At 67.3% G+C, this 19897-nt stretch carries 16 protein-coding genes and 1 pseudogene; 11 read left to right on the top strand and 6 right to left on the bottom strand.

The window, feature by feature from the left end; all coding sequences use genetic code 11:
• Position 1: 1 nt before the first annotated feature.
• From BLU62_RS29065 to BLU62_RS29105, 9 genes are all read left to right on the top strand, one after another.
• Positions 2-1180, top strand: coding sequence for an MCE family protein (locus BLU62_RS29065; RefSeq protein WP_280141573.1), 1179 nt, complete (start codon positions 2-4; stop codon positions 1178-1180).
• Positions 1173-2231: an MCE family protein gene (locus tag BLU62_RS29070; RefSeq protein ID WP_074853967.1), complete on the top strand. Its 1059-nt coding sequence runs from the start codon at positions 1173-1175 to the stop codon at positions 2229-2231. Before BLU62_RS29065 ends, BLU62_RS29070 begins: the two co-directional genes overlap by 8 nt.
• Positions 2228-3451, top strand: coding sequence for an MCE family protein (locus BLU62_RS29075; RefSeq protein WP_006358678.1), 1224 nt, complete (start codon positions 2228-2230; stop codon positions 3449-3451). The genes BLU62_RS29070 and BLU62_RS29075 overlap by 4 nt, the downstream gene beginning before the upstream one ends.
• Positions 3452-3453: 2 nt before the next feature.
• Entirely contained in the window at positions 3454-4713 is a 1260-nt protein-coding gene (locus BLU62_RS29080; RefSeq protein WP_074853968.1) for an MCE family protein, read from the top strand.
• A complete protein-coding gene (locus tag BLU62_RS29085; RefSeq protein WP_074853969.1) occupies positions 4710-6005 on the top strand; it encodes an MCE family protein in 1296 nt (431 codons plus the stop codon). Before BLU62_RS29080 ends, BLU62_RS29085 begins: the two co-directional genes overlap by 4 nt.
• Complete coding sequence (locus tag BLU62_RS29090) at positions 6005-7444, top strand: MCE family protein (protein WP_074853970.1); 1440 nt, start codon at positions 6005-6007, stop codon at positions 7442-7444. Before BLU62_RS29085 ends, BLU62_RS29090 begins: the two co-directional genes overlap by 1 nt.
• Positions 7441-8331: a hypothetical protein gene (locus BLU62_RS29095; RefSeq protein ID WP_074853971.1), complete on the top strand. Its 891-nt coding sequence runs from the start codon at positions 7441-7443 to the stop codon at positions 8329-8331. Before BLU62_RS29090 ends, BLU62_RS29095 begins: the two co-directional genes overlap by 4 nt.
• Positions 8331-8978, top strand: coding sequence for a hypothetical protein (locus tag BLU62_RS29100; protein ID WP_074854314.1), 648 nt, complete (start codon positions 8331-8333; stop codon positions 8976-8978). The genes BLU62_RS29095 and BLU62_RS29100 overlap by 1 nt, the downstream gene beginning before the upstream one ends.
• A gap of 432 nt (positions 8979-9410) precedes the next feature.
• On the top strand, positions 9411-10334 hold the full coding sequence (locus BLU62_RS29105; protein ID WP_074853972.1) for a hypothetical protein: 924 nt from the start codon (positions 9411-9413) through the stop codon (positions 10332-10334).
• Positions 10335-10367: 33 nt separating this feature from the next.
• On the opposite strand, the gene BLU62_RS29110 is transcribed toward BLU62_RS29105, so the two are convergent.
• The 4 genes from BLU62_RS29110 to BLU62_RS29125 all read right to left on the bottom strand — a co-directional run bounded on the left by BLU62_RS29110 (position 10368) and on the right by BLU62_RS29125 (position 13862).
• A complete protein-coding gene (locus BLU62_RS29110; protein ID WP_425284624.1) occupies positions 10368-11090 on the bottom strand; it encodes a heme-binding beta-barrel domain-containing protein in 723 nt (240 codons plus the stop codon).
• Between the two features lie 348 nt (positions 11091-11438).
• Positions 11439-11744: a DUF1416 domain-containing protein gene (locus tag BLU62_RS29115; RefSeq protein WP_006436976.1), complete on the bottom strand. Its 306-nt coding sequence runs from the start codon at positions 11742-11744 to the stop codon at positions 11439-11441.
• A gap of 5 nt (positions 11745-11749) precedes the next feature.
• On the bottom strand, positions 11750-12589 hold the full coding sequence (locus BLU62_RS29120; protein ID WP_074853973.1) for a sulfurtransferase: 840 nt from the start codon (positions 12587-12589) through the stop codon (positions 11750-11752).
• A 415-nt stretch (positions 12590-13004) separates the two neighbouring features.
• Positions 13005-13862, bottom strand: coding sequence for an LmeA family phospholipid-binding protein (locus BLU62_RS29125; protein WP_074853974.1), 858 nt, complete (start codon positions 13860-13862; stop codon positions 13005-13007).
• Positions 13863-14070: 208 nt separating this feature from the next.
• Here BLU62_RS29125 and BLU62_RS29130 point away from each other — a divergent pair.
• Positions 14071-14873, top strand: a pseudogene (locus tag BLU62_RS29130) (winged helix-turn-helix domain-containing protein).
• The gene (gene mshD, locus BLU62_RS29135; RefSeq protein WP_208863712.1) at positions 14854-15759 is read left to right on the top strand and encodes a mycothiol synthase; all 906 of its coding nucleotides are present in this window, start codon (positions 14854-14856) and stop codon (positions 15757-15759) included. Before BLU62_RS29130 ends, mshD begins: the two are co-directional and overlap by 20 nt.
• Here mshD and BLU62_RS29140 read toward each other — a convergent pair.
• A complete protein-coding gene (locus BLU62_RS29140) occupies positions 15750-18389 on the bottom strand; it encodes an alpha/beta fold hydrolase (RefSeq protein ID WP_074853976.1) in 2640 nt (879 codons plus the stop codon). The genes mshD and BLU62_RS29140 overlap by 10 nt on opposite strands.
• Positions 18386-19669: a lipopolysaccharide biosynthesis protein gene (locus BLU62_RS29145; RefSeq protein ID WP_244278428.1), complete on the bottom strand. Its 1284-nt coding sequence runs from the start codon at positions 19667-19669 to the stop codon at positions 18386-18388. The genes BLU62_RS29140 and BLU62_RS29145 overlap by 4 nt, the downstream gene beginning before the upstream one ends.
• Positions 19670-19897: the final 228 nt, after the last annotated feature.

A 19897-nucleotide genomic window follows, 5' to 3' on the forward strand; every position in this document is an offset into this window, starting at 1 on the left:
CATGAGCAGAAAACAAGAACGGACACGGACCACCCGTCGCCTCGCGGCCGTCGTCATGGTCGGGGTGCTTCTCGCCCTGATCATCGGCGCCAGCGCGTCGTTCCTCGGCGCATTCAAGGGCACCCAGCAGGTCACGCTGGTCGCTCCGCGCGCCGGCCTGGTGATGAACCCCGACGCCAAGGTGAAGCTGCGCGGGGTCGAGGTGGGGCGCGTCGGCGACATCACCGAACGTGACGGCAATGCCATCCTGACCCTCGACATCGCCGACAGCGAGATGTCGAAGATCCCCGGCAACGTCATCGCCGACATCAAGTCGAACACCATCTTCGGTGCCAAGGCCGTCAACTTCGTGGTCCCGGACGACGATCCCCAGGGGAAGCTCGCCGCGGGTGACGAGATCTCGGCCGATCGCGTGGTCGTCGAACTCAACACCGTCTTCCAGCAACTCGTCTCGGTGCTCGCCGAGTTGCAGCCGGAGAAGCTCAACGCGACGCTCGGCGCGGTCGACACCGCGCTGTCCGGTCAGGGCGAGGAGGTCGGTGTGGCCCTCGAGCAGCTGACCACGCTGCTGGGAAAGACCAACCCGCACCTGCCGGCGCTCAACCGGTTGTTCCGCGAGGGCGCGACCGTCACCAACGTGTACGCGGATTCGATGCCGGATCTGCTGCGCACCGTCGACAACTTCACCGTCGTGGGGAACACCCTGGTGGACAACACCTCCAACCTCGACGCGCTGCTGATCAACGCCACCGGGATGGCCAACACCATCGACGGTGTCATCGCGCCGACGAAGGAGACACTCATCGGCGCACTGTCGGATCTCAATCCCATTGCCGCGCTGCTCGGTTACAACGCGCCGGGCATCAAGTGCTTCCTGACCGCGGGCGCCGTGGCCTCGGAGGTCGCCGCCCCGTTCATGGGTGGGCGCAACGGCATGCTCATGCTCGACGCCGGTCTGCTGCCGGGCAAGGACCCCTACCAGTATCCCTACGACCTGCCCAAGGTCGCGGTCGAGGCACCGCCCACCTGTGCGGGCGGCCTCTCCGACCCGGGCACCACCGAACACGCCCCGTTCTTCGTGGGCGACAACGCACCTCAGCCCTACCAACCCAGGACCAAGCCGAAGGTGAACTCGAAGAAGCTGTTCCAGATCCTGTTCGGGGAGCCGCCCCGTGGATAACCGCGCACGCGCGTTCCGCGCGACCCTCATCAAGCTCGGCGCGTTCACGGTCGTGATGGTCCTGGTGTTCGTCGCGCTGGTCGTGGTCTTCAGCCGATACCGCTCCGGGGCGTCGAACGAGTTCTCCGCGGTCTTCACCAGTGCTTCGGCGATGAAGTCGGGCAGCAAGGTCAAGATCGCCGGCGTCGAGGTCGGGGCCGTCGGCGACGTGGGGCTGAACCGTGCCAACGAGGCAGTGATCACCTTCTCCGTCGACGAGCAGTACCCGCTCCCGAAATCCGTTCGGGCACTGATCCGTTACGAGAACCTCACCGGTGACCGCTATCTCGAGCTCCAGCAGGGGGCCGGCGACACCTCGACCTTCCTCGGCGACGGCGCGCAGATCCCGGTCACCCAGACCGAACCGGCGCTCGATCTCGACAAGCTCGTCGGTGGCTTCAAGCCGCTGTTCCGCACCCTCAACGCCGACGAGGTCAACGCGCTCACCAGCTCGCTGATCGCGGTGTTCCAGGGACAGGGCGGGGCGCTGAACACCCTGCTGTCCAACACCGCGTCGTTCACCGATGCCCTCGCCGACCGGGATCAGCTCATCGGTGACGTCATCGACAACCTGAACACCACGCTCGCGACGCTCGACGGCGACCGCGCGGGACTCGACACCAGCGTCGACCTGCTGCAGCAGCTGGTGACCGGGCTCGCCGAGCAGAAGGGCACGATCGGCAACGCCCTCACGCAGACGTCTCGGGTCACCAACGGTCTCTCCGACCTCCTCTCGACGACCCGGCCCACGCTGCAGTCGATGGTCACCAACACCGGCCGGGTGTCGGAGGAGCTGCTGGCTGCCGAGCCGTTCGTCCGGAACCTGCTCACGCGCCTGCCGGAGGACTACAAGACCCTGTCCAACCTCGGTTCCTACGGGGCGTGGCTGCAGATCTACTTCTGCCGCCTGCGTCTCCTGCTCCCCGCACCCGGTGGGCAGACGATCATCTACACCTCGAACAACGTGATGGGTGACACCACCCGTGCGGGCGGAAGGTGTGACGGCTCATGAGTCTTCCCTTCGGCGGCATGTTCTCCAGCCGCAGAACAGAATCGGACCAGGCCGACATCGCGCGCGAGGAGAAGCACGGCGGACGCACCCGCGCCCAGGTCGGTGTCATCGGCATCGTCGTCATCGCCTTGGTGGTCATCACCGCGATGCAGATGGACAAGCTGCCCTACCTGGCGCCCATCAGCACCTACAGCGCGTACTTCGACGACGCCGGCGGGTTGGCCAAGGGCGACATCGTGTCGGTCTCCGGTGTGCAGGTGGGGACGGTCGAGGGCATCGAACTCGCCGGCACCGACCAGGGCACCAAGGTGAAGGTGTCCTTCCGGATGGACGACACCATCGAGATGGGCGACGAGACACAGGCCGCCATCCGCACCGAGACCGTGCTGGGCCGCCGCAACCTGACGGTCATCCCGCACGGCGGCGAACGCATCAAACCGGGCGGATCGATCACGCTGGGCAACACCATCGCGCCGTACTCGCTGCAGGACGCGCTCGAAGGTGCCACCGACACGATCTCCGGAACCGACACCGACCAGCTCAACACCGCGCTGAACACCCTCACGGTCACCTTCTCCGAGACCCCGGATCAGGTGCAGGGCGCGGTCGACGGCGTCGCCCGACTGTCGAAGGCCGTCGCCGACCGCGACGACGAACTCCGGGCCCTGCTCGCCAAGGCCAACCAGGTCAGCAAGATCGTCGGGGACCGCAACGACCAGATCAACCGACTGCTCATCGACGCCAACGCACTCGTCGGCGAGATCGAGATGCGCCGGTATGCGCTCGACCAGCTGATCAAGGGGATCGGCGACGTCACCACGCAGCTGCGCGGCTTCATCGCCGAGAACAACGCCCAGCTGACACCGGTGCTCGAGAAGTTCGATCGCGTGGCGAACATCCTCACCGACAACGAGAAGAACCTGAAGGAGACGATCGACCGGTTGGGTCCGTTCGCCAACACCCTCGGTGAAGCCGTCGCATCCGGTCCCAACTTCGATTCCCTGGTCGGCCTGAACACCTTCGGCGACTACACCGCCATCTTCCTGAACGCGCTGCGCGGCCGGTACCCGCAGGTCTGGCAGTCGCTGATGTACTCTGCTTTCCCGCTGATCCCGGACAACTACAAGCTGGGCCCGCCGGACAACACCGACACCCCGCGCGGTCCGCTGCCGTCCCCGACCTATCCCAAACCGGCACCGACCACGAGAGGAGGACGGTGACCATGACCATCGGACGCAAAGTCCTGCTCGGCGTGCTCGCCGTCGTGCTCGCCATCGCCCTGGTCGTCGTCGGGTGGACGGTCTTCCTGAAGTCCACGACCAACACCTTCACCGCCTACTTCGGCTCGGTCGCCAGCCTCTACGAGGGCGACCCGGTGCGGGTGCTGGGCGTCAACGTCGGCAGCGTCTCGAAGATCACGCCGCGCGAGAACGACGTCAAAGTCGAACTGCGCGTGGACAAGAGCATCGACATCCCCCAGGACGCGAAAGCGGTCATCGTCGCGCAGAGCCTGGTGTCGGGGCGGTTCGTCCAGCTGACCCCGGTCTACTCGGGCGGACCGACCATGCCCGACGGCCACGACATCCCGATGGATCGCACCGCCGTCCCGATGGAATGGGACGACATCAAGGCCCAGCTCACCAAGCTGACCGAGGCAATCGGTCCGGAGGGACCGGATCAGGGCTCGGCGGCCAAGGCGGTCAACGTCTTCGACGAGAACCTCGCGGGCAACGGTGCCGCGATCAACAAGTCGATCCGTGAGGTGTCCGATGTGATCGGCACCCTCGCGGCCGGACGCGGAGATCTGTTCTCGACCATCCAGAACCTGCAGAAACTGACCGATGCCCTCGCGGGCAGTCACGAGCAGCTCGTGCAGTTCAACGGCCGGATCGCTTCGGTCAGTTCGGTTCTCGCCGACAACACGACCGAACTCGACGAGGCGCTCAAGGGTCTGGACTCGGCCATGACCGACGTACAGGTCTTCATCGACACCAACAAGGATTCGCTGTCGTCGTCGGTGGAGCGTCTGGCGTCGACGACCAAGATCGTCGCCGACAAGAACGAGCAGGTCGAGGGTGTGCTGCACTCCGCACCCAACCAGCTCGCGAACTTCTACAACATCTACAACCCGCTCTCCGGTTCCCTGTCGGGTGTCTTCGGCCTCGCGAACGGCACCAACCTGATCACGCTGCTCTGCGGCTCGATGGATGCCACCAACCGGCCGGGGACGTCCAAAGTGGACATCGACAAGTGTGTGGAGATCCTCGCGCCGGTGCTGTCGTCGATCTCGATGAATTACCCGCCGTTCCTCGCCAACCCGGTGCAGGGAGCGAATGCGTTGCCGAGCCAGCTGCAGTACCAGAACGCGGACGTGAAGGCCCGCGCCCAGGCCGGTGTGCGTCGCATCGACAACGAGACCCGGCGGGACAACGCCGGCTCTCCGCTCGGAAACCTGCTGGTACCGTTCGGGGGTGACCGATGATGTCGTCCCGCCTGCGGGGCGGACTCGCGGCGGGCGCGGTGGCGCTCACGACGCTGCTCGCCGGATGTTCCTTCGACGGACCGAATTCGCTGCCCGTCCCCGGTGCGGCCGGAACCGGCAGCGGGTCGTACCAGATCACCGCGCTCATCCCGTCGGCCGCAGGCCTTGTCAACAACGCACCGGTCCTCATCGACGACTCGACCGTCGGCAGCGTCGGCGACATCGAGGTCCAGGACTGGAACGCACTCGTGACGATCCGCCTCAACGAGGGCGTCATCATCCCGCGCGGATCGCATGTGATGGTCGGGATGACCAGCGTGCTGGGGTCGACGCACCTCGAGATCGTCCAGCCCGCCGAACCGGAGGGCGGACGCCTAGAAGAGGGCGACGAGATCCCGCTGACCAAGTGCCCCGAGCAGTCCAACATCGTCACCGATCCGAAGGTGCCGGCGGTGCCCGACATCAACGCCGCACAACAGGTTGCGGCCTGCACCTACCCCAGCACCGAACAGGTACTCAGCTCGCTGTCGGTGGTCCTCAATGGCGGCGGACTGTCGCAGGTCGGCGACATCGTGCACGAGATGAGCGAGGTGTTCGGCGGACGCGAGGACCAGATCAAAAAGCTCATCCCGCGACTGAACACCCTCGTCGCGGATCTGGATGCGCAGAAGGACAACATCATCCGCGCCACCGAAGGACTCGATCGGTTGTCCCGCACGATGAACGAGCAGAAGGACACAATCGAACGCGCACTCGACGCCAGCCCGCAGATCCTGCAACTGCTCGTCGACCAGCGTCAGCAGTTCCTCGACACCCTCGCCTCGGTGTCGAAGCTGTCGAAGACCGCCAACGACATCCTCGACGCCAACACCGAGGACCTCGTCACGATCGTCGAGGGTATCGAACCCGCCCTCGACCAGCTGCAGGCCTCGGGACCGGCGATGACGCAGTCGCTGAACATCCTGCTGACCTTCCCGTTCTACGAGCCGACCATCCGGACGATCGTCAAGGGCGACTTCGTGAACTCCGACCTCGTACTCGATCTCACGGTGGACCGCCTGAGCGAGACCATGTTCGCCAGCCTCGGCGTCACCGGACCCGAAGGCGTCTTCGGTAGGCCGGCCGGTGCGGCCGCCCGCGGACTCAATCCGTTCACCGCGCCGCTGATCCCCGGCGGGGAAAAGCTCCCGGACACCGCGGAACCGGTTCCGGCGAACCTCATCCCGCCGGTGCAGGTGCCTTCGCCCACCGCCCCGCCGACGGTGCCCGCCGATCAGAAGGGCGGCCGCTGATGAAGATCACCAGATTCGTCCGGATGCAGCTGATCATCTTCTCGATCGTCACCGTGATCGCGATGGTCGTGATGGCGCTGTTCTACATCCGCATCCCGTCGATGTTCGGCGTCGGCAGTTATCGCGTGCAGCTGAACATGGAGACCAGCGGCGGGCTGTACCAGAACGCCAACGTCAGCTACCGCGGCGTCTACGTGGGCAAGGTCGACTCGGTGAAGCTCACCGACGACGGCGTGCAGGCCACGCTCGTCATCGACTCCGGCACCGACATCCCGGCATCGGCCAAGGCATCGGTACGCAGCGTCTCCGCGATCGGCGAGCAGTTCGTCGAGTTCACCCCGAACCCGGACCCGCCGGCCGACGCTCCCACCGGATACCTGCACAACGACTCCGAGGTCACCGTCTCCGAAGTGCCCGTGGAGATCTCGACGATGCTGGACCAGGCCGATGCGCTCCTGAAGGAGATCGGCGACACCAAACTCCGCTCGCTCGTCGACGAGGCCTTCGTCGCCTTCAACGGCACCGGTGAGTCGCTGCAGCGCCTCCTCGACTCGATGACGCTTTTCATCGGCGAGGCCAACAAGAACACCGACACGACCATCCAACTGGTCGAGCAGGGTGCACCGTTGCTGGCGACGCAGTCCCGCACGGCCGACGACATCCGGGCGTGGACCCGCGACGTCACCGCGTTCACCGATCAGCTCCGGGCCGACCGCCCCGAGATCGGCGACATCCTCCGCAAGGGACCGTCGACGACGTCGAAGGCGCAGGACCTGTTCGAATCGCTGGGCGGTTCCTATCCGCTGCTGGTGTCGAACCTGGGCACGATCGCCGAGACCCAGGCGGTGTACCTGCCGAACTGGAAGCAGATCCTGGTGCTCTACCCGCGCCTGATCAACTCGTTGATCACCGCCCTGAACACCGGCACCAACAACTTCGGGCCGAACGTGAACTTCTCCCTGAGCTTCCAGGACCGGCCGGGGTGCAACATCGGATTCCTGCCCAAGGAGGAGTGGCGATGGGCATCGGCGCAGAACGCTCGCGAGCTGCCGCCGGGAATGCTGTGCCGGGTTCCGCAGAACTCCAACATCGCCGTGCGCGGCGCCCGCAACTACCCGTGTGCGGAGTTCCCCGGCCGCCGCGCGCCGACGCCGGCCGAGTGCCGCACGGGCTACAAACCGCTGCCGGGGTCGGTCGATCCGTTCCAGAGCGGTCTCCCGTTCGGCCTGAAATGGCAGCCGGCGTCCTCCGGTACCGTGACACCGGGCACACCGAAGGACTTCGACGCGGAGCCCGCGGTGTACGCCACGACATACGATCCGGAATCGGGCGACTTCATCGGACCGGACGGCAAGACGTACAACGCCGGCACGGGGCGTGAAGGGCAGGGACAGAGCAGTACATGGCAGACGATGATCAGCGGGACGGTCAGTCCGTGACGCCCGAGGGCACCGGCACCACGTCGACCCCGGTCAGCTCGACACCCGGCCGTACCGGTCAGAACGACCGTCGCACCACGAAGCGGCCGGTCCGGTCGGCACCGATCCGGCGCGGCCGCTCGACGTCGAAGAAGTCGTCCGGGCCGACGCCGCCCGTCGAGGCCCCGGCAGTCGGGACCCCGATCGAGGAGTCCCCGGCCGAGGAGGTCCCGGCCGAGAAGCCGACGATCTCCGCGGTGTCGCTCGCGAAGCCGGCGGCCGACCCCGAGATCGCACCCGATCCGTCCGACGTCGAGAAGACGGTCAGCTACCGCGAGCGGCGTCGGGCACGCCAGGCGTCGAGTTCCCCTGGGAAAGCGACCGGCGACGCCAAGGTCCGCTACCGCGGATCGGGACGGCGATCGCCGCGAGCCGTGGTCGGGGTCGTCATCGCGATCGTGGTCATCGTCGTCTGCGCGGTGGCCTCGGTGGTGTTCGCGCTCGGCATCGCGCGGCAGGACGAGCAGAACGACCTGCGCTCGGAGTACTCCGCATTCGCCTCGCAGGTGCTGATCAACCTGACGAGCATGAACCCCGAGACCGTCGACCAGACACTGAAATCGGTGCAGGAGGACACCTCCGGCAAGGTCAAGGAGGAAGTCCAGAACAACATCCAGCAGGTCGCCTCGCTCGTGCGGGACGGGAAGCTGGAGACCAAGTCGATCATCCTCAGTTCGGCCGTCACCAAGGCCGAACCCGACGAGGGCTCGGTGATCATGGTGTTCGGCTGGCATCAGCAGTCCCTCGACGGACAGACCCCCGCTCAGGACAAGGTGTTCCGCTGGCGCGTCGACATGACGCGGATCAACGGCGACCTGAAGATGACCGACTTCGAGTGGGTGGCGTGATGGCCGACAAGACCCCCGGGATCGACAAGGGGCGCCTCGGACTGATCGTGCTCGCCGTCCTGGTGGTGGCAGCCGTCGCGGCCACCGCGTTCCTCGGTTACCGGTACACCCAGGGCCGCTCGGTCGAGGAGGCGCGCGAGTCCTCGCTCGCCGCCGCCCGCGACTACGCGAACACGATGTTCGGGTACAACGCGGAGAACGTGAGCGAACACATCGACCAGTCGATGAGCGTGCTGACCGGCCCGGCGAAACCCGAGTACACCAAGCTGATCACCGAGAACAACCTGGCCGCCGAGGTCCGCAAGCAGGAGGTCGTGTCGGAGGTGACCATCCAGGACGCCGGCGTGGTCACCAACACCGCCGACACCTCGCAGGTGCTCATCTTCATGAACCAGTCGGTCACCCGCGGGCAGAAGGAACTCGTCAGCATCAACCCGTCGCGGCTGACCTTCGACATGGAGCGTCAGGGCGACCGCTGGATGATCAACCACATCGAGGTCATCACCGACGACACCTTCCGCTCCAAGCTCGAGGTCGTCGAGTCCCTGCCGCCGGATGCGAAGCCGGTGCCCGGACAGTCGCCCGCACCGTCGTCGGCCCCCGCGGCCCCGGCGCCGGGTTCCGGCGCTCCGGTCCCCGTTCCCTGAGAACCCGAAATCCCGTTGCGGGACGCCGAAAGCGGGCGTACGTTCGCGTGTACACAGGGAAGGAGGTGGTCTGATAGTGATTTCTCATCGGACAAGTGAGGTGACCACCCGTTAGCAGCTGACCGTGTGGCATTCGTGTCGCCGCTGGTGGGTCACCACCTCGTCAGCGCAACGAATCCCAGGTGGTCACCCGGCCCCCGCATCCCGACCCGGTCCGGTCGGCAAGTGGCTCGTATGAGCGATGCGGGGGCCGTTCCATGTCTGGAGCACCCGTGTCCGCCCACCACTCGTCTCCGGCAGGACGGCCTTCGGCTATTCGCGTAGCGCACTACTCGTGAGAAGCGGATGCAGCAGAGGTGAACTGAGCCAGTCCACCGATGTACGTGCCACGAATACCTGCTACAGGGAACACCCGGCCAGAGGGAGAGAACGATGGTCACCACGAACGCCGTCCGTGAACACCCGATCGAACCCGGTCTCGACGGTTCTGACATCGACGACACCGGCATCCGCGACAGCGGTTGGGACGACAGTTACTGGGGGCCGGGAGATCCGGACTTCGGGACCGCGACACCACCTCGCTTCACCTTCGCCGATCCGCACGCCGCCGGACTCTTCCACGCGGACGACGAGCACGTCTCGATCCACAACCGTGGTACCGGCTCGGCGGCCGCGCTCATCTTCCTCGACGACGGCCGCGTCGAACTCCGTCGTCTGGGGCCCGGTGAGACGATCACCCTGCCCGACGAGGACTCGTTCACGTATCTCCAGGCGCCGCGAGGTGACGACGGCCGCCCGGTCGTCTACGGAGGGGTGTGGGTCCACCAGGGGCGCGCGATGCCGGTGACCATCCCCATCCCGTCCGAGCGGGAGTTCCTCGCCCAGCGCTACCTCACGCCGTGGAGCACGGACTGGGTGGGGGGACTCGCCGGCTGCCGGCTGCGGGACCCTGCGGAGGATCACATCTCCTACCAATACCGTTCCGGGGGAACGACATTCACGGTCCGCAATGCCGGCGACACCTGGGTTGCGGTCGTTCATCGGGCCGGCTCGGAGTACACCGTCGTCGAATGCGGTCCGCACGAACGCGTCGACTTCTCGATCTCCCCGCACTCCGCTCACAGCGACGTCTTCTCGGTGGTGGGCCCGCGACTCGACGGCTCACCCGGACGAGCACCCTATGTCTCGGCGTCGGGCACGGTGCACCCCGGCTGGGCGGGGCGCCCGGGAGCTGCGACGGCCTACGGCTCGGTGGTGATCATGCTCGGGTCGCTGATGTACAGCGCGCTGCCCAAGCGGAACCTGTATCTGGCGTTCTCTGATCGCCGGCGCGGTTGCGGCCGGGTGCATCGCTGATCAGGGCCGCGCGAACCCGCGCGGACGAACCGGTCAGCCGACGTGGCGTCGGAGCTTGGCCGAGAGCCGGGGGATGAGGTCGCCGTCGGCATCGACCCGCTCTTCGACGTACGCGAGATCGCCGTCGGGGACCAGGCCGTAGAGACGCTTCGCCCCGCCGGCGCGACGGCCCGACTGGGACTTGATGACGACGTCGGTCGCCAGCTCCCAGGACGTCTGGTTCAGGGGAGCGCCGTAGAAGAGCTCGACCGATCCCTCGGCATGCGCCAGGAGCAGCTCGATGGTGTCGTCCTCGCCGATGCGCCAGAAACCGGATTCGCGGAGGTCCGGTCGCACGAAGTGGGCGTCGTCGTCGATGACCCACGACCGGGACTCCCAGGTGAGGAAGTTCTGGCCGTCATGGGAGACGACGATCTGCTGTGCGAAGTGGTAGTCGGTGTCGGTGTCCGCGTCGTGGCCTTCGCCCTCGCCGCGCCAGACACCCACCAGTGGCAGGAGAGCCAGCAGGCCGGGATGGAGATCCGCGCCGAGTCGGAGGTTCGCGGTGTCCGCGGGCAGCGGGAGATCGTCCCAGGTGGGGACATTGCGCTCGCGGCTGCCGGACTCGGCGGCGCGGGACTCGGCCTGGTTTATCGCCTCGTCGCCGGAACGGCGCGGCTGCCCGAAGGCTGCCGCGACACCGTCGCCGGAGGACGTGCCATCGCCCGAGGGCACGGCACCGGCCGGCTCGTCGCCGGCTCCCGGGTGGGACGTCACGACTCGTCGGTGACCAGGCGGTAGAGGGTGTAGACACCGAACCAGGTGATCAGCACGGCGGCCAGGATCAGCAGGATTTCGAAGAAGAGGACCACGAGGGAAATTCTAACCCGGGGTCGTCCGGAGGGTGCAGGGGGTGCCCTTCGAGACGCTTCGCTCCTCAGGGAACGGATCGGTGCTCCGGCAGGCGCTCCTCAGGGAACGGATCGGTGCTCCAGCAGGCGCTCCTCAGGGAACGAAACGGGCGGTCACTACACACGAAAGGGCGCCGGAAACGACGAAACCCGGTCACCGCGGGTGCGGTGACCGGGTGCGTCGTGAGGTCTCGGACCCACGACGAGGAGTGCATCACTTGGAGACGGTGATGTCCTGCTCGTGGATGCCGGGACCCTCGGGGCTGATCGACGCATCGCCGTTGCCCACGGACGACAGGGCGCGGAGCGTCCAGGTTCCGGGGGCGGCGAAGAATCGGAAGTCGCCGGTCGGCGAGGCGACGACCTCGGCGGTGAACTCGCCGGTCGAGTCGAGCAGACGGACGAAGGCGCCGGCGACGGGGTTACCCGAGCCGTCGGTGACCTGTCCGGTCAGGACGGTCTCCTTCTCCACGTCGACGCCCGCAGGCAGCTTCTGTCCCTGCTTGGGTGCAGCACACATAATCGTTACTTTCCTTCTCCGAGTTCGATCGGCGCACCGACCAGCGAGCCGTACTCGACCCAGCTTCCGTCGTAGTTCTTGACGTTCTTCTTGCCCAGCAGCTCGGTGAGCACGAACCAGGTGTGGCTCGAACGCTCGCCGATGCGGCAGTAGGCGATGGTCTCGCGGCTGTCGTCGAAGCCCTTCTCCGCGTACAGAGCGGTGAGGTCCTCGTCGGACTTGAAGGTGCCGTCCTCGTTGGCGGTGGTCGACCACGGGATGTTGATCGCGCCGGGGACGTGGCCGCGCTGCTGTGCCTGCTCCTGCGGGAGGTGCGCCGGCGCCAGGATCTTGCCGGAGAACTCGTCAGGGCTGCGCACGTCGACCAGGTTCTTGGTGCCGATGGCGTCGATGACCTCGTCGCGGAACGCGCGGATCGACAGGTCTGGCGAGGAGGCCTTGTAGTCGGTGGCCGGGCGGGTGACCGGGTCGGAGGACAGCGGACGGCCGTCGAGCTCCCACTTCTTGCGGCCGCCGTCGATCAGCTTGACGTCGTTGTGGCCGTACAGCTTGAAGTACCAGTAGGCGTAGGCCGCGAACCAGTTGTTGTTGCCGCCGTAGAGGATGACGGTGTCGTCGTTCGAGACGCCGCGCTCGGACAGCAGCTTGGAGAAGCGGTCGGCGTCGACGAAGTCGCGACGGATGCCGTCCTGCAGGTCCTGCTTCCAGTCGAGCTTGATCGCGCCGGGGACGTGGCCGCCGTCGTAGGCCGAGGTGTCCTCGTCGACCTCGATGAAGACGGTGTTGTCGGCGTTGAGGTTCTGCTCAGCCCACTCGGTGCTGACCAGGACGTCGGAACGTGCCATGTCTGGTTCCTTTCGGATGGATAACTGGTGATGGATGGATCTGGTGATGCGAAACAGCGGCGAGGCGCGGACTTCACGCCCGCGGGCTCTGATCTGTGATGAGCGAGGGAGGCGCATGAAAAGAGGACTCAGACCTCGATGAAGACGCACCCCGTCGTCATCGACGGTGCGCATGGCGCGGCTGCGGGGCAGCGCTTGTCATGGCACACCGTCAGCGGTGCGTGCGACAGCAACAATCGGCGACACGACAGAAGTCGATCGCCCGGCGGCGTGTGAGCAGGCACTCACTGCGCTGTTGCATGCCACGAGGGTACAACAGTGCCGATCGGGTTCCGAACCCCCGGGTGTATTGCGCTCTGACCTGCGCAAAAGGCTTCCAGTCCAGGTCGCCGGGGCGTCGCTCGCGCGGCTGCCGTCAGAACCGGTCCGGCCGGAGGTCGGCAGCGCCCGTCTCGCCGACCAGCTGTACGTCCCCGCCGAAACTCTCCGCCCGCTGTGCCTCGAGTCCCCAGGCCATCGGCAACCGGGGGAGCACCATGCTGAACCGGTCGAGCACGGCAGCGCGCATGTCCTCGGGAACGTCGGCGTCCACGTGACGCTCGGGTCCGGTGTAGAAGTCGGTGGCCCGGATCTCCAGGGCGCCTCCGGTGACCGAGAGGTCGACCGCGACGCTGACCCGCACCTTCGGGCCGGTGAACGACGACGCCGACGGCGGATCGTCGGCGTCGAGGCCGTCGCGTGGCGGCAGCGCGACGGTGCCCGTGAACACCACACCCTCCGAACGGGAGACGACGCCGTCCTGGGGGCCACCGCCACCGGCCCGGCCGTCGGGTGCAGGTGTGCTGACGGTCAGGTCGGTGATCCGCAGATAGCGTGCGAGGGTGACCGCGTCGAGGCGGGTGTACGCCGAGATCGACGAGGTGTGCAGAACATCACTCCCGGTGAAATCGCCCCGCTCCGCGCCTCGGAAACGGCCCAGGGTGGCGCCGAGTTCGCCTCGGCAGACGCCGCGGGCGGGCTCGCAACCGGGCAGTTCGACGCCGCGCGCGGCGATCGTCGCTCCCGAGTACTCGCCGTTCGCGGCTTGCGTGAGGAAGGGGAACCCGGCGAGTGTCACCTCGGGATCGAATGGGACGCGGGGGGATTCGGCGAGCGCCCGGGCGAGTCGATGTTCACTGCGGATGGCCGCGCCGACATCGACGAGCAGCACTGCCGCTGCGGCGAGGACCGCCACGGTCACCACGACGACGAGGATCTTCCGCATGCCCGGCATATCGGACGACCACCCTCTCCGTCATCTGCAGCACTTCCCAGAACGCCTTGTTAACAGCGAAGTGCGTCGGTGGCGCTATTCTGTCACCTATCGCGCACACGTTGGTAAGGCAGAGTAAACATTCTTCGGTGACGTGTGCGGAGGCGTTCACAGCGTGGTGAGCGGATTGGAAGGTCCGGGACGGGGACGAACGAGATCGGAGTTCTAGGTGGATCTCTTGTTGTTGACGGCCGATCCCAATCCGGAGTCGGTCCTGCCGTCGCTGTCGCTGCTCGCCCACAACGTGCGCGTCGCTCCGACGGAGGTGTCGTCTCTCATGGAGGCGGGCAACGCGGATGTGGCCCTGGTCGACGCGCGCGCCGACCTGGCTGCGGCGCGGGGACTGTGCCGGCTGTTGGGTAGCACCGGTTCCTCGGTGCCGGTTGCGGCCGTGCTGACCGAGGGCGGATTGGTCGCGGTCAATGCGGACTGGGGCATCGACGAGTTCCTGCTGCCGGGTACGGGGCCGGCGGAACTCGACGCGCGATTGCGCCTGCTGGTGGTACGCACCCGTGGAGTGGCCGCCGAGGAGACGTCGGGAAAGGTCACTCTGGGGAGCTGGTCATCGACGAGGGGACGTACACCGCGCGACTGCGTGGACGTCCCCTCGACCTGACTTACAAGGAATTCGAACTCCTGAAGTATCTGGCGCAGAACGCGGGTCGTGTGTTCACCCGCGCCCAGCTGCTCCAGGAGGTGTGGGGGTACGACTTCTTCGGTGGCACCCGCACCGTCGACGTGCACGTCCGTCGTCTGCGCGCCAAGCTCGGCAGCGAACACGAGTCGCTGATCGGCACGGTCCGCAACGTCGGTTACAAGGCGGTGCGACCGACGCGCGGCCGGGCATCGGCGGCCGAAGCCGAGGATTCGGCGGAAGATGATGCGCCGGACGTCGATTCGGCCGAGTTCGACGACGATCTCGACGGTCCCGATCCCTTCGACGAGGAGTTCAGTGCCAGCGCCGGAAACTGACGAATTGCAGGTACGACGAGGCGCGGCTCCCGCGGAGATCTCCGCCCTAGCGCACCGCCTGGTGCGTGCGGCGACGTCCGCCGACGGCGTCGGACCGTTGTCGGACGAAGCGGTCAAAGCGATTGACGCAGGCCCGGATTCGTCTGTCGTCCACGTGTGGTCGAAAGGTGCCTACGCGAACATCGTGCCCGGTCGCGATGGCGAGCCGTCGATGATCGAGGCGGTCGTCGACCCGGAGCGGCGACGACACGGGCTGGGCCGGTCTCTGCTCGACGCCGCGTTCGGCGCAGCGCGACAGCAAGGCCTCGAGGCCCGGGCCTGGGCGCACGGAGACCTCCCCGGTGCGGTCGCCCTCGCGTCGGCGATGGGACTCGAGAAGCGCCGCGAGCTACTGCAACTGCGACGCCCGGTCGGCGAGGGGCACGATCTGCCCGAACTCGTCGTCGACCCCGGTCTCACACTCCGGACCTACCGCGGGTCCTCCGACGACGCGGAGATCCTGCGCGTCAACAACGCCGCCTTCGACTGGCACCCAGAACAGGGCGGATGGACACTCGATCAGATCACCGAGCGGGTCGCGGCCGACTGGTTCGACCCGGAGGGTCTCTTCCTCGCCTTCGACACCGAGGACCCTGCACGGCTTCTCGGTTTTCACTGGACCAAACAGCACGACGCCGATCTGGGCGAGGTCTACATCGTCGGGGTCGATCCGCAGGCGCAGGGGCGTGGCCTCGGCCGGTTGCTCACACTGGCCGGTCTCCATCACCTCGCGCAGCGCGGTGTCGCCGAGATCAACCTCTACGTCGAAGGCGACAACACGGCGGCGTTGCACACGTATGAACGCCTGGGCTTCACCAGGTATGCCGTCGACGTCGCCTATGGCTGAGTCCCGCGGCGCAGCGCGTCGCGCATCGCGCCGACGATGTCGCCGATGTGCGGTTCCCGGACGATCGACAGATGGTCGCACTCCAGTCTGAGGATCTCGAGTTCCCCCGTCGCGATGTGTTGCCGCCAGATGGTCGGGTCGTCGTGATTCTCGCTGCCCTGCACGATGAGCACGCGCCCGCCGAACGGTCGTGGGCGATGTAGGCGTCCGACGCGGACGCCGAGTTCTTCGAGCGCCTGCGCGTCGGCCGTCGGCGATCCCTTCACCAGGCCCGCGAACGGAACCCGAAGACGCCTGCGCCACAGTTCTTTCGACGGAAGCGGTGCGTGTGACGGCGCGATTCTCACCGATGGGTCGGCGCGTTTGGCGTGGTGGATCACCCGCGGCGGCAGGAACGTGTCGACGGCGACCACGAGATCGACGCGCTGACCCTCGGCCTCCAGTCGGCGAGCGGCCTCGAGGGCGATGAAGCCGCCGAGGGAATGGCCGATGAGGACGTACGGCCCCTCCGGTTGGATGCGCCGGAGATCCCGGAGATGGCGCCGGGCCGCGGCCGCGACCGTCCAGTCCGGGATTCCGCGGTTCTCGAGGCCGTTCGGCTGGAACGCGAACACCGAACCGGTGCCGTCGATCTCGCCGATCCGGTCGGCGAGGGCGACGAAGGTGAGCGTCGAGGCGCCGGCACCGGTGAAGCAGAAGACCGGGCGTCCCTCGGCGCGGCGGAGCAGCACGGTCGTGGGTGCGAGATGTGACCGGGGCGACGAGGCGCCGGCCTTCCGGCGCTCCACGACCGAGGCCAGTTCCGCGACCGTCGGGGCGCCGGCGACGTCCGACTGTGTGAGGCCGACGGACAGGGAGTCGTTGAGCCGCACCATGATCTGTTGGATGGTCAGTGAGTCCGCGCCCAGCGCATAGATGTTCTCGTCGCGACCGACGTCGTCGAGCGAGAGCTCCGCGCCCCATATCTCGGCGATGGCCGTCTCCAGTGGTCCGGACGGGGCTTCGGGATTCCGGGTCGGTGCGGGCAACGCGGTGCGGTCGACCTTGCCGCGGGCGTTGCGGGGCAGCTCGGACAGCTCGACGATGTGCGCGGGGATCATCCACTGCGGCAGTGACGCGCGCAGGCGATTGCGCAGGACCGCGGTGGGCGGCGTGCGCCCATGTCCGGAAGGCACCACATAGGCGACGAGTTCGGTGTTCCCCGAGTGACTTTCACGGGGGACCACCACGGCCTCGGCCACGTCGCCCGCGCTCAGCAATGCCGCACCGACCTCGGCCGGCTCGACGCGGTAGCCCCGGATCTTGACGGCGTCCTCGGCGCGTCCCAGCAGGATCAGGTCGGTGCCGTCGAACATGCCGCGGTCTCCGGACCGGAAGGTCCATCTGCCCGACTCGTCGTGGAAGAACTTGTCCTCGTTGTTCTCCGGATCGAGGTAGCCGAGGGCGATGTGGGGCGACGAGATCAGCACGCGGCCGTCGTCGTCGATCGTCAGGATCTTGTTCAGCGCCGGCGTGCCTGCGGGGAGCGGTCCGGTTCGCGGCCGGCATCCGGCCCGGACATCGAAGTGGCCGATCGCGAGGGTTTCGGAGGACCCGACCCAGTTGGTGACCGTGGATTCCGGCGCGATGCTCACCGTCGCCGTGGCGACCTCGCCGCTGAGGGGTTCACCGGTGGTGATGATCCGGCGAAGGGATGCCCAGCCCGGGTGCTCGGTGCCCGCGGGTGTGGCCTGGTTCAGCGAACGCAGCAGCGACGGCGTGAGGAACACGGTGTGGGGCGCGGTCTCCGCCATCGACGCGAGCAGGTCGGTGGGTGTCCCCCGACGGGGATCGGCGAGGAGGATCTCGCATCCGTTGAGAAGTGAGCTGATCAGCACGTTCAGGCCGGCGGCGAAGCTGATCGGCATGCACAGCGCGACCGGCAGGCCGGGGGTGAGACCGAACGACGCCCGCATGTACAACGCGTCGTTCAGCCACATGGAGTCCGGCTGCAGAACGCCTTTGGGACCACCGGTCGAGCCGGAGGTGAACTGGATGTTGGCGATGGCCGACGGCGTCGTCTGCGTCCGGTCCGGGAGTCCGGTGGACGCGGCGTCTGGGGCGGACGCGAGGACGTCGGGGAACCCGACGGCGATGACACCGCGCCGGGCGGCGCAGACGCTCAGCGTCTCCAGGTGTTCCGCATCGGCCACGACCAGGCCCGGTCGGAGCTCGCGGGTGACGAGGGCGTCGACGATCGAGTCGATCCGCTCGGTCGGCAGCGCCGGGTCGAGGGTGACGAGCGGGCGCCCGGTGAGGAGGATTCCGACCACCACGGCCACCGAGTCGTGCGACAGCCCGAACTGGGCGACGACCGGTCCGCCGTCGGGACGGATCCGCTGGATGTGCGCGGCGACACCGCGGGCGCGTGCCAGCAGCTCCCGATAGGTGATCGCGTTGTCCCGCAGCCGTAGTGCCGGTGCTTCGCCGTAGGCGGCCGCCGCGCGCTCGAGGGCATCGGCCAGTGTGCCGCCGAGGTCGATGTCGACGGGGGTGACGGGAGCGTGGGTGCCGGCGGCGGGGATCACCGCTACGGGCTGTTGTCCGCTCGGGTCGGACGCGGGCTCGGAGATGGAGGGATGGGCGATCATCGCGTGGTCATCCTCCTGTCGGGCTCGGAAGCGGCGGTGGGGTTGCTCGCGGCGGTCGGTACAGGTGTGCCGGAAAAACTCGCCGAGGTGGTCGCCGGGTCGAGAGCGAGGCGGATCAGCCGCACACCCGGCACGAGAAGGAGGAGCACGACGGCGATGTCGGCGGCGAGGTAGACGTAGCCTACGCCGATGATCCCCCAGCGGTCGGCGGCGAAGACGATGCCGCAGAGGACGACCACGCCGAAGATGCACTGCACCACGACCGCGAGCCGGAGTCGGCGTCGTACCCGGGCGAGCGCGGTGTAGACGGTGACGAAGGAAACCGTCGGCAGGGTGAGCGCCATCAGGCGGATCAGGTCGGTGCCGGATTCCGCATACTGCGGTCCCATGATCGCGAGAATCCACGGAGCGATGCCGATCAGGATGAGGCAACCGGCAATCCCTGCGCCACCGCACAGTGCGATGAGGCGGATCGTTGCCGACCGGATGTCGGCGTCGGGTTCGGCGGCCGTCGCCACGAACGGGGCGGCGGTGGCGTGCAACAGGATGGCGGCGGTGCTGACCACCAGCCAGCAGATGGAGAAATAGGCGTTCATCTCGGTACCGAGCCGGGTGACGATCACCAGCGGTACGACGAGTGGAACGACGACGCCCACTGCGGTGATCCCGAGCGAGCCGGCGTAGAACTGGGCGATCTCGCGCGGCTGCGGCAGTGCTCCCGGGCCGGCCATGGCACGGGCACGACGTCGGATGGTGGACATCCCCACCCAGAATGCGATCAGGGAGGCGGGGATGACCCATGCCCAGACGACGGCGAAGCCGGTACCCACCGGGATCAGTGCGGTGACGAGGATGAGCTTGATCGTGGACTGCGAGATGTTCTTGGTGGCAACGGTTCGTGAACGTCCGAGACCGATGAGCGTCTGGTCCTGGATGGCGAAGATTCCCAGGATCACCACGAACACGGGAAACAGCCAGAGCTCCAGGGGTGTCGTGAAGAGTGTGTCCGTCGGGCCGACCAACACGAAGCAGGCCCCGAGTAGCAGTGCCGCACAGACGATGACGGTGCGGCCGGAAGCGATGATGCGGCGAGCCTGTGTGCCGGCGACCGGCAGGAAGCGTTCGTACAGGCTGCCGATGCTGAGGTTCGACAAGGTCGCGAGCAGGGTCGCGCTGGTGATCAGCGCGGAGGCGCGACCGACCTCGGCGGCACTGTATCCGCGCGCCGCGATAGTCCAGAACACGAAGCCGAGCACTCCGGTTGCGAGGCTCGCTGTCATGACCGCCACGATGTCGAGGCTCACGCCGTTTCGTTTCTCCCCGAGGGCGGCGAGGCCTCGTCGAAAAGGATTCTGACGGCGGGGGTCTCGGCTCGGACGTAGTGTCGCGGTCACCGCGTCGTCCCGGGACCGAGCGGGTCGGAGACGCGCCCTGGAGGCGACGGGTGTGCGTCGAACACTGGCGTATCTCCGTTCGTGATCCGGTGTGCGTGAATCTGGCTTCCCCGG

The sequence above is a fragment of the Gordonia westfalica genome, assembly GCF_900105725.1.
Lineage (GTDB): Bacteria > Actinomycetota > Actinomycetes > Mycobacteriales > Mycobacteriaceae > Gordonia > Gordonia westfalica.

What these genes read in the sequence shown, in the direction of transcription:
- BLU62_RS29065 (WP_280141573.1), top strand. Translation starts at nt 2, where the DNA reads ATGAGCAGAAAACAAGAACGGACACGGACCACCCGTCGCCTCGCGGCC.
- BLU62_RS29075 (WP_006358678.1), top strand. Translation starts at nt 2,228, where the DNA reads ATGAGTCTTCCCTTCGGCGGCATGTTCTCCAGCCGCAGAACAGAATCG.
- BLU62_RS29080 (WP_074853968.1), top strand. Translation starts at nt 3,454, where the DNA reads ATGACCATCGGACGCAAAGTCCTGCTCGGCGTGCTCGCCGTCGTGCTC.
- BLU62_RS29085 (WP_074853969.1), top strand. Translation starts at nt 4,710, where the DNA reads ATGATGTCGTCCCGCCTGCGGGGCGGACTCGCGGCGGGCGCGGTGGCG.
- BLU62_RS29090 (WP_074853970.1), top strand. Translation starts at nt 6,005, where the DNA reads ATGAAGATCACCAGATTCGTCCGGATGCAGCTGATCATCTTCTCGATC.
- BLU62_RS29100 (WP_074854314.1), top strand. Translation starts at nt 8,331, where the DNA reads ATGGCCGACAAGACCCCCGGGATCGACAAGGGGCGCCTCGGACTGATC.
- BLU62_RS29105 (WP_074853972.1), top strand. Translation starts at nt 9,411, where the DNA reads ATGGTCACCACGAACGCCGTCCGTGAACACCCGATCGAACCCGGTCTC.
- BLU62_RS29115 (WP_006436976.1), bottom strand. Translation starts at nt 11,744, where the DNA reads ATGTGTGCTGCACCCAAGCAGGGACAGAAGCTGCCTGCGGGCGTCGAC.
- BLU62_RS29120 (WP_074853973.1), bottom strand. Translation starts at nt 12,589, where the DNA reads ATGGCACGTTCCGACGTCCTGGTCAGCACCGAGTGGGCTGAGCAGAAC.
- BLU62_RS29125 (WP_074853974.1), bottom strand. Translation starts at nt 13,862, where the DNA reads ATGCCGGGCATGCGGAAGATCCTCGTCGTCGTGGTGACCGTGGCGGTC.
- BLU62_RS29140 (WP_074853976.1), bottom strand. Translation starts at nt 18,389, where the DNA reads ATGATCGCCCATCCCTCCATCTCCGAGCCCGCGTCCGACCCGAGCGGA.
- BLU62_RS29145 (WP_244278428.1), bottom strand. Translation starts at nt 19,669, where the DNA reads ATGACAGCGAGCCTCGCAACCGGAGTGCTCGGCTTCGTGTTCTGGACT.